Source organism: Streptomyces sp. NPDC006512 (assembly GCF_040611935.1).
In the GTDB taxonomy this organism is placed as follows: Bacteria; Actinomycetota; Actinomycetes; order Streptomycetales; family Streptomycetaceae; genus Streptomyces.
Genome location: NZ_JBEXPG010000087.1, coordinates 21104 through 28533, shown reverse-complemented (window position 1 = coordinate 28533; position 7430 = coordinate 21104). Strand labels below are relative to the sequence as shown.

Sequence of the window (7430 nt, the reverse complement as noted above, 5' to 3'; positions counted from 1 at the left end):
TGCGGTGGGCTTTTCTTTGTACTTCGGTGGGCACTTCTCCCCCCCCGGGGGGGGGCCGGGGGGGGGGGGGGCCCCCCCCCCCCCCCCCCGGCGGGTGGGTTACGGGCGGAGCCCGGCGAGCAGGACGGAGGCCACGGCCCGGTCGGCCGGTCCGGTGTTCCAGTCGGGGTTCACGGGACTCACGGCGATCTTGCCCGCGCTCAGGGCCTCCAGGTCACCGCCCTTGGCGGCGGGCCGCAGGGCCACCTTGACCGACACCTTCCACGTGCCGTCGCCGGCATCGGTGTAGTCCGGCTCCAGCACGGTCTGCGGGTCCTGGAAGGTGGTGGCTACCCCGGCGGCCGTGCCCTTGCCCTCCGCTCCGACGACGGGATGGTTGACGTTCAGGCCCACGCCCTCGGGCAGCAGCGGACCGGACCGCGCGCGGGCGCGCAGCCGGTCGATCAGCTTCACGGCGAAGTCCATCGTGGGACCCATCGCGTTGACGGTCGTGACCGGGTCGGGCACGGACAGGCCGCCGGTGCTCAGCGCGATGGCCGGAACCCCGGACTCCAGCGCGGTGACGGCGCCGCCGACGGTGCCGGAGTGCGTGGCGAGCCCGGCGACGTTCGGACCGAAGTTCGTACCGGAGACCACCAGGTCCGGGGCGCGGTCCGCGAAGACCTCCGCCAGCCCGAAGGCCACCGAGTCGCCGGGGGAGCCGTCCACGGCCCACACCTTCGGCTCCGGGTGCTTCACCGTGACGGTGGGTGCGTTCGCCATCTTGGTGCCGGCGCCGCTCTGGTTGGTCAGCGGGGCGACGATCGTGACGTCGTGTCCGGCCGCGGTCAGGCGCTCGTACGCCTTGCGGATGCCCGGGGCGTTGTAGCCGTCGTCGTTCGTCAGCAGGATCCGCAGCGGCCCGGCGGGCGCGGCCTGCGGTGAGGCGTTGGCGGGAGCCGTGCCCGCCAGGGCGGGCGCGCACAGCACCAGGGCGGCCAGCGGCAGAACTCGCTTGCGTCTCACGGAGTGCTCCTCAGGAGAAGGGATTGGAGATGCGGGAGGGAACGGCGAGGGTGGGGTGGAGCCGGGCGGTGACCGGCGGGCGGGCGACCCTCGGCGCCCGCCCGCCGGAGCGCGGACCGGCCCGGTCACGTGACCGGGCCGGGGGAGGTCAGCGCACGCTGCGGATCGGGAGGATCGCCAGGGCGCCGATCAGGGACAGGGCCCCGCCGACGAGGAACAGCGGGGTGTAGCCGCCCAGGGCCGTGACCACGGCCGAGGCGACGAAGGGGGCGATGATCTGCGGCCCCGCGTTCGCGATGTTGAGGACGCCCATGTCGCGGGCGGCGTCCTCGGCGCGCGGCAGGACCAGGGTCACGAGGGCGGTGTCGACGGCCATGAAGCAGCCGAACGCGAGCCCGTTGAGGGCGCTGAAGACGAGCATGCCCGTCCACGTCGGGCTGACGACCGGGACCGCCATCACGACGCCGGCCAGCGCCGCGGACACCCCGACGAACACCTTGCGGCGGTTCCACCGGTCGGACAGCAGACCGCCGACGACGGTGGACACGGCCATCGCGACCATCGACACCGGGGTGAGGACGGCCATCGCGGCGGGCGGCGTCAGCCCGGCGGGCAGCGCGATGTGGTCGTCGAGGATGTACAGCTGGTAGCCGACGACGGAGAAGTACCCGAGGACCATCAGGGCCCGGCCGATGAAGGCCCACCGGAAGTCGTGGTGGGCGAGGGCGGAGAGGAAGGCGGCCCACTGGGCCCCCTTCGGCGCGGCCGGCGCGGGGTCCTGCGGCCCGGTGCGCGGGACGTCCCGGCAGAACGTCGTGAGCAGCACGGCGGCCAGGGCGACGATCGCGCCGAAGACGAGGTATCCGGTGCGCAGGTGCTCGGCGGTCCCGGACGCGACGAGGACGCCGACCGTGCCGCCGATCGGCAGCCCGAGACCCACCAGCGCGGACGCGGTGCCGCGGCGGACCGCGGGGACCCGGTCGGGCACGATGGCGGTGACGGCGGCCTGGTAGACGTTCATGGTGGCCTGGACCAGGCACCAGCCGATGCCCACGAGCAGGGCCGTCGTCACGCTCCCCAGGAAGGCGAGGCCTGCGAGGGAGCCGAGGGCGCCGCCCAGCACCCACGGACCGCGGCGCCCGCTGCGGTCGGAGAGCGCGCCCGCGATCGGGTTGAAGGCGGTCGCGAAGATGGCGCTGATCCCGCCGATCAGGCCCAGGACGGCGACCTTGTCGTCGGGGGCGATCGCGGCGATCTGGGTGGGCAGGAGTACGGAACCCACTCCCATGTAGACCGCCATCATCGCGGAGTTGGCGACCAGCAGCAGGGGCAGCAGCGCGCGCTGGCGAGGTGGTTCCGCGGCTGCGGGGGCGAGCGGGCCGGCGACTTCGTTCGTGGCCATGACGACTCCTCGGGGGACGGTGCGGGGAGGTGACGAGCAGCGGTCGAGCGTGGGGGAGGGGCGCCGCGGGGCGGCAGCGGGGCGGCGGGGCAGGGGTGTTGCCGGGAGCCGCGGGCCGATGAACCCGTTCACATGATGTTGTTACACGTGTCACCAACGGCGCTGGACACTGTGTAGCACCCATTTGGAGGCTCCGCCAGGCCCTGTGGACCGACGTTGTGCAGATCGTGACCGGGCGGAGACCCGTCATGCCGTACCGGATGCCATGACGTGTAACCGGTCGGTCCAGGCCGCCTGGCGCGCCGGACGGGCCGGAAACCCTCTTGCCCTTGTGGCGGCGGTGGCGCATCGGCCATACTCCGTGCCGCGCAGCGATCGGTCCGTGGCGTCCGTGGCGTCCGTCCGTCCCCGTCCTTGGCCGTCCCGTCCGTGGCCGCCGTGGCGGTCATGGCGGTCACGTTCGCGCCCGTCCTCCCCCAGTGGCGTGCTCCCGGCTGTCTCCCCCTGCGTGCCCGCTCCGTCGGGACCGCTGCCCCGCGCACGCGTCTCCGCGGTGGCCGTGCGTCACCCCCCTCGCGCCCCGCCCCCGCCCCCGCTCCTGCCTCGCCGCTCCCGCGACTGCCCCGCGTTCCCTACCGCCCGGGCAGCTGACCGTGAAAGGCCCGCCATGCAGCACTCGCCGTCGCACCCCGTCATGCCCCCGCCCCACCCGGCGCGGCCACCCCGGCACCGGTTGCCGGCGCCCCCGCCCCGGCACGCGCTCGTCAGCGGGGTGGCCCTGCTGCTCGCGTCGGTGGCTACCGCGCTGTGGCTGCGCGTCGACCCGCGCCCCTTCTTCCAGGGGATGGACGACCGCTGGGCCGCCTCCGTCGGTGCGGCCTCGGGCGAAGGGTCGGCCGAGGGGTTGCTCCTCGTCCTCGACCGGCTCGGCGGCCCCCTCGGGCTGGTGCTCCCCCTGGCCCTGATCGGCTGCCTCTGCGTCTACGGGCGCTGGCGGTCGGGGCTGTTCGTCTTCTGCGTCTCCGTCGTCGCCAACGTGCTCGTGGTGCTGCCGCTCAAGCAGCTGGCCGACCGGCCGCGCCCGCCGCACCCGTGGGTCCTGGTCAACGACGGCTCGTACCCCTCCGGCCAGGTGTTCAGCGCCGTGACCTTGGTGTTCGTCGTGGCCGTGGTGGTGTTCCCAGGCCGCGCGCGGCGCTGGTGGTGGCCGGTCGCGGGGGCGTACGTGCTCTCGATGATGGGGAGCCGGACCTGGCTGCACGCCCAGTGGCTCAGCGACACGTTCGCCGGGGTGCTGCTCGGCGCGGGGGCCTGTCTGGTGCTGTGGCGCGCCTTCGCGCCGATGCTGGAGACGGAGGCGGAGCGCATGGCCTCGGACAGCCTCTGGCTGTGACCGGACGGCCGGAGGGCTCGCGGCCCGGCATGTAGCGAATCATTGACGTTCGCAAAAGATACGACATAGTCTCGGTGGTGTCGGCGCGCATCCGGGCGCGCGGGCAGGAAGGATCGGCTCATGGCTCACTCCCCAGGCAGGGACCACGTGGTGGTGGACCTCCCCGCGGGGCGCCTCCGCGGCGCGACCGAAGACGGGCTCATCGTCTTCCGGGCCGTCCCCTATGCCGCACCGCCCGTCGGTGACCTGCGCTGGAGGCCCGCGCGGCCGCACCCCGGCTGGGCGGGGACGCGGGACGCCACCGCCGACGGCCCCAGCGCGCCGCAGCCGTACCGGGAGGGCGGGGACCCGGTGCTCGGCGGCCACGGCTCGCCGCCCTTCGACGAGGACTGCCTGACCCTCAACGTCTGGACGCCCGCCGCCGACGGCGCCCGCCGGCCGGTGCTCGTCTGGATCCACGGCGGCGGCTTCGTCTCTGGTTCCGGGTCGCTGCCCGGGTACTCCGGGGCCACCTTCGCCCGGGACGGGGACCTCGTCGTCGTGAGCGTCAACTACCGGATCGGGCCGCTCGGTTACCTCTCCTTCGCGGACGAGGGCGAGGGCGGGGGCGAAGGCGACGGTGAAGAGGAAGGCGGGGGCGCCGCGCCCGCCGACGGCGCCCCGGCGGTGGGCCGGGCCGGCAACCCCTGGCTCACCGACCAGCTCCGCGCCCTGCACTGGGTGCGGGAGAACATCGCCTCCTTCGGCGGCGACCCCGACCTCGTCACGGTCGCGGGCCAGTCGGGCGGCGCGGTGTCCACCGCCGCCCTCGCCGGCCACCCCGAGACCCGGGGCCTGATCAAGCGGGTGATCCTGCAGAGCCCGCCCCTCGGGCTGGACTTCCCCACGCCCGACACCTACCAGGAGCGCGTCACCGCCTACCTGGAGCTCGCCGGAGCCAAGACCGTGGCCGAACTCCGCGCGCTGGACTGGCCGGAGCTGATCGGCGCGGGCCTCGGACTCTTCGCCCGGACGACGCGGTGGGGGTACTGGCCGACCCCGTTCCTCCCCGTGATCGACGGAGTCACCCTGAGCCGCCATCCGGCCGGGACCCTGACGCACGGCGCGGCGACCGGCATCGACGTCATGATCGGTTGGACCCGCGAGGAGGCCAACTTCGGCTTCGCCCTCGACGACGGCTACGCCACCGCGACCCGCGAGCGGGTGACCGAGCGGATCGCGGAGACGTTCGGCGCCGCCCGCACCCCCGAGGTGTACGCCGCGTACGAGCGCGCCCGGCCCGGTGCCCGCCCGGCCGACGTCCTCATGGACCTCGTCACGGACGAGCTCTTCCGCGTTCCCGCCCTGCGGCTGGCCGAAGCGAGGGCCGAGGCCGGCCACCCGGTGTGGGCCTACCAGTTCGACCTGCCCACGCCCGCCCACGACGGCCGGCTCGGCGCCGCCCACTGCCTGGAACTCCCCTTCGTCTTCGCCAACTTCGACCAGTGGGCACACGCCCCCTTCCTGGCCGGACTGGCCCCCGCCGTCCGCGACGGACTCGCCACCGCCATGCACCGGGCCTGGATCGCCTTCGTCCGCACGGGCGACCCGAACCACGCCGGACTGCCGCGGTGGGACCCGTACGAGCGGGGGGAGCGCACCACGATGCGCTTCGACTCGGTCGTGACGGCCCTCGGTGACCTCGCCGGCGCCTCCAGGGTCCTGTACGGGCCCGGGCCCGCGCCCGAGGGGCCCTCCGGCGCCGTGATCTAACTCGTGTAACCTCGGAAGGGCAGGTGCGAACCGACCAGAAGGAACATCGAGGGACGCCATGGCCGAAGACACTCACGTCCCCGCGACCACCACCAGTGCGGACGTCGCGCGCCTGGCCGGAGTCTCGCGCGCCACCGTCTCCTTCGTGCTCAACGACACCCAGGGCCACCGTGTCAGCGCCGCCACCCGTGCGCGCGTGCTCGACGCGGCCCGCCGCCTCGGCTACGTACCGCACGCCGCGGCCCGGTCCCTGCGGGCCGGCCGGAGCAACCTCGTCCTGATGCCCTCCTCGGTCTCGGCGATAGGCCGCCTCGTCAGCGACTGGGTCGACGACCTCCACGGCGAACTCCACCGGCACGGCTACACGTCCGTGCTCCACGCGGGCCGCTTCGCCGACCCCGTCGACGCCGCCCGGGCCTGGGCCGAGCTGCGCCCGGCCGCCGTCGTCGCCCTGGACGGCGACCGGTTCACCCCGCAGGCGGCCGACCTGCTGCGCCGCGCCGGAGTGCGCGGGCTGCTGGCCTTCGCCGCGCGTCCCGTCGAGGGCGTGCACACCGTCGGCTTCGACCACGCCGACATCGGCGCCACCGCGGCCGGGCACCTCATCGCGGGCGGCCGCACCAGGATCGGCGTGGTCATGCCGCAGGAGCGCGGGCTCGCGACGCTGGCGCGGCCGCGCCTGGCGGGCGCCGAATCGGTCGCCGCCCGGAACATGGCCACCGTCACCCCGCTCGAACTGTCCTACACGCGCGAATCCGCGACCGCCCTCGCCCGGCGGTGGCCGGACCTCGGCCTCGACGCCGTGTTCGCCTACAACGACGAGTACGCCGCCCTGCTGCTGCACGCCTTCCGGGCCGAGGGCATCGCCGTACCGGAGCAGGTGGCCGTCGTCGGCTCCGACGACCTGGTCCTCTCCGCGTTCCAGCAGCCCGCGCTCACGACGGTCCGCCTGGAGCTGCCGTCGCCCGCGCGGATCGCGGACTCCCTGCACGAACTGATCACCACGGGGGCGGCGCAGCCGCTGCCGTCCGTCGAGTCCGTACTCGTCCACCGCGAGAGCTCCTGACGGACGGGCGCGATCCCCGGAGGACGGGCGGGACCCCCGCCGGGTCCCGCCCGTCCCGTCAGTGCTGCGGGGCGGGCTCGGGGGTGCCCACGGCCGCCCCCCGGCGGTCGTGGACCCGTACGCGCTCCCGGTGGAGCGCGGGTCCGCACAGCCACCACGCCAGCAGTCCGGCGCCCGCGCCGGCGGCCGCACCGGCCACGGTGTCGCTCAGCCAGTGCGCGTGCAGCCAGGTGCGGCTCCACATCATGGCCAGCGTGAAGACCGCTCCGGCCACCCACCACCCCCGCCGCCGGGCGGCCGGCACCAGCAGTACTCCGACCAGTACCACCAGCAGCGCCGCCGAGGCGGCGTGGCCGGACGGGAAGGATCCGTGGTCGACGCGGACCATCGGGTTCGCCGGCCGCGGCCGGTCCACCAGGTGCTTGAGCCCCTGGACGACGAGCGTGTTGGCGCCGAGGTAGGTGCCGAGGAAGAACCCGGCGGACACCCAGCGCCGGCGCACGAGCAGCAGGAGGAGCAGGCCGAGCGGGACGACGGCGCCGGGAGGCCCGCCGAACCAGTTCAGGGCGGCCGCGACGGCGGCGTACGGCCCCTCGTGCGGGCCGCCCATCCAGCGCAGCCAGCGTTCGTCCAAGCCCTGGAAGGGCGGGTTCACGACGTCCGGGCGGACGGCGAGGGCCAGGAGGGCGGCGCCTCCGAGGAACAGGAGACCCGGCGCGAGCGCGCCGCGGCCGCGGGTCGCCCCGGAGGCGCCGGGTCTGCCGGAAGGGGTGGTTGCGGGGTGCGTGGACATGACTGCCTCTCACGGCCGC

6 protein-coding genes are annotated in these 7430 nt (G+C 74.8%); 3 read left to right on the top strand and 3 right to left on the bottom strand.

All coding sequences use genetic code 11. From position 1 onward, the window contains the following. Nucleotides 1-99: 99 nt before the first annotated feature. Complete coding sequence (gene surE / locus ABZZ17_RS37200) at nucleotides 100-1005, bottom strand: 5'/3'-nucleotidase SurE (RefSeq protein ID WP_356883302.1); 906 nt, start codon at nucleotides 1003-1005, stop codon at nucleotides 100-102. Between the two features lie 148 nt (nucleotides 1006-1153). Then, on the bottom strand, nucleotides 1154-2407 hold the full coding sequence (locus tag ABZZ17_RS37195) for an MFS transporter (protein ID WP_356883300.1): 1254 nt from the start codon (nucleotides 2405-2407) through the stop codon (nucleotides 1154-1156). Nucleotides 2408-3074: 667 nt separating this feature from the next. Here ABZZ17_RS37195 and ABZZ17_RS37190 point away from each other — a divergent pair. From ABZZ17_RS37190 to ABZZ17_RS37180, 3 genes are all read left to right on the top strand, one after another. After that, on the top strand, nucleotides 3075-3800 hold the full coding sequence (locus tag ABZZ17_RS37190; protein ID WP_356883298.1) for a phosphatase PAP2 family protein: 726 nt from the start codon (nucleotides 3075-3077) through the stop codon (nucleotides 3798-3800). Between the two features lie 120 nt (nucleotides 3801-3920). Continuing rightward, the gene (locus tag ABZZ17_RS37185; RefSeq protein ID WP_356883296.1) at nucleotides 3921-5552 is read left to right on the top strand and encodes a carboxylesterase family protein; all 1632 of its coding nucleotides are present in this window, start codon (nucleotides 3921-3923) and stop codon (nucleotides 5550-5552) included. 58 nt (nucleotides 5553-5610) lie between these two features. After that, complete coding sequence (locus ABZZ17_RS37180; protein WP_356883294.1) at nucleotides 5611-6618, top strand: LacI family DNA-binding transcriptional regulator; 1008 nt, start codon at nucleotides 5611-5613, stop codon at nucleotides 6616-6618. 58 nt (nucleotides 6619-6676) lie between these two features. Here the strand turns inward: ABZZ17_RS37180 and ABZZ17_RS37175 are convergent, their stop codons facing one another. Further along, a complete protein-coding gene (locus tag ABZZ17_RS37175) occupies nucleotides 6677-7411 on the bottom strand; it encodes a phosphatase PAP2 family protein (RefSeq protein ID WP_356883292.1) in 735 nt (244 codons plus the stop codon). Between the last annotated feature and the right edge of the window lie 19 nt (nucleotides 7412-7430).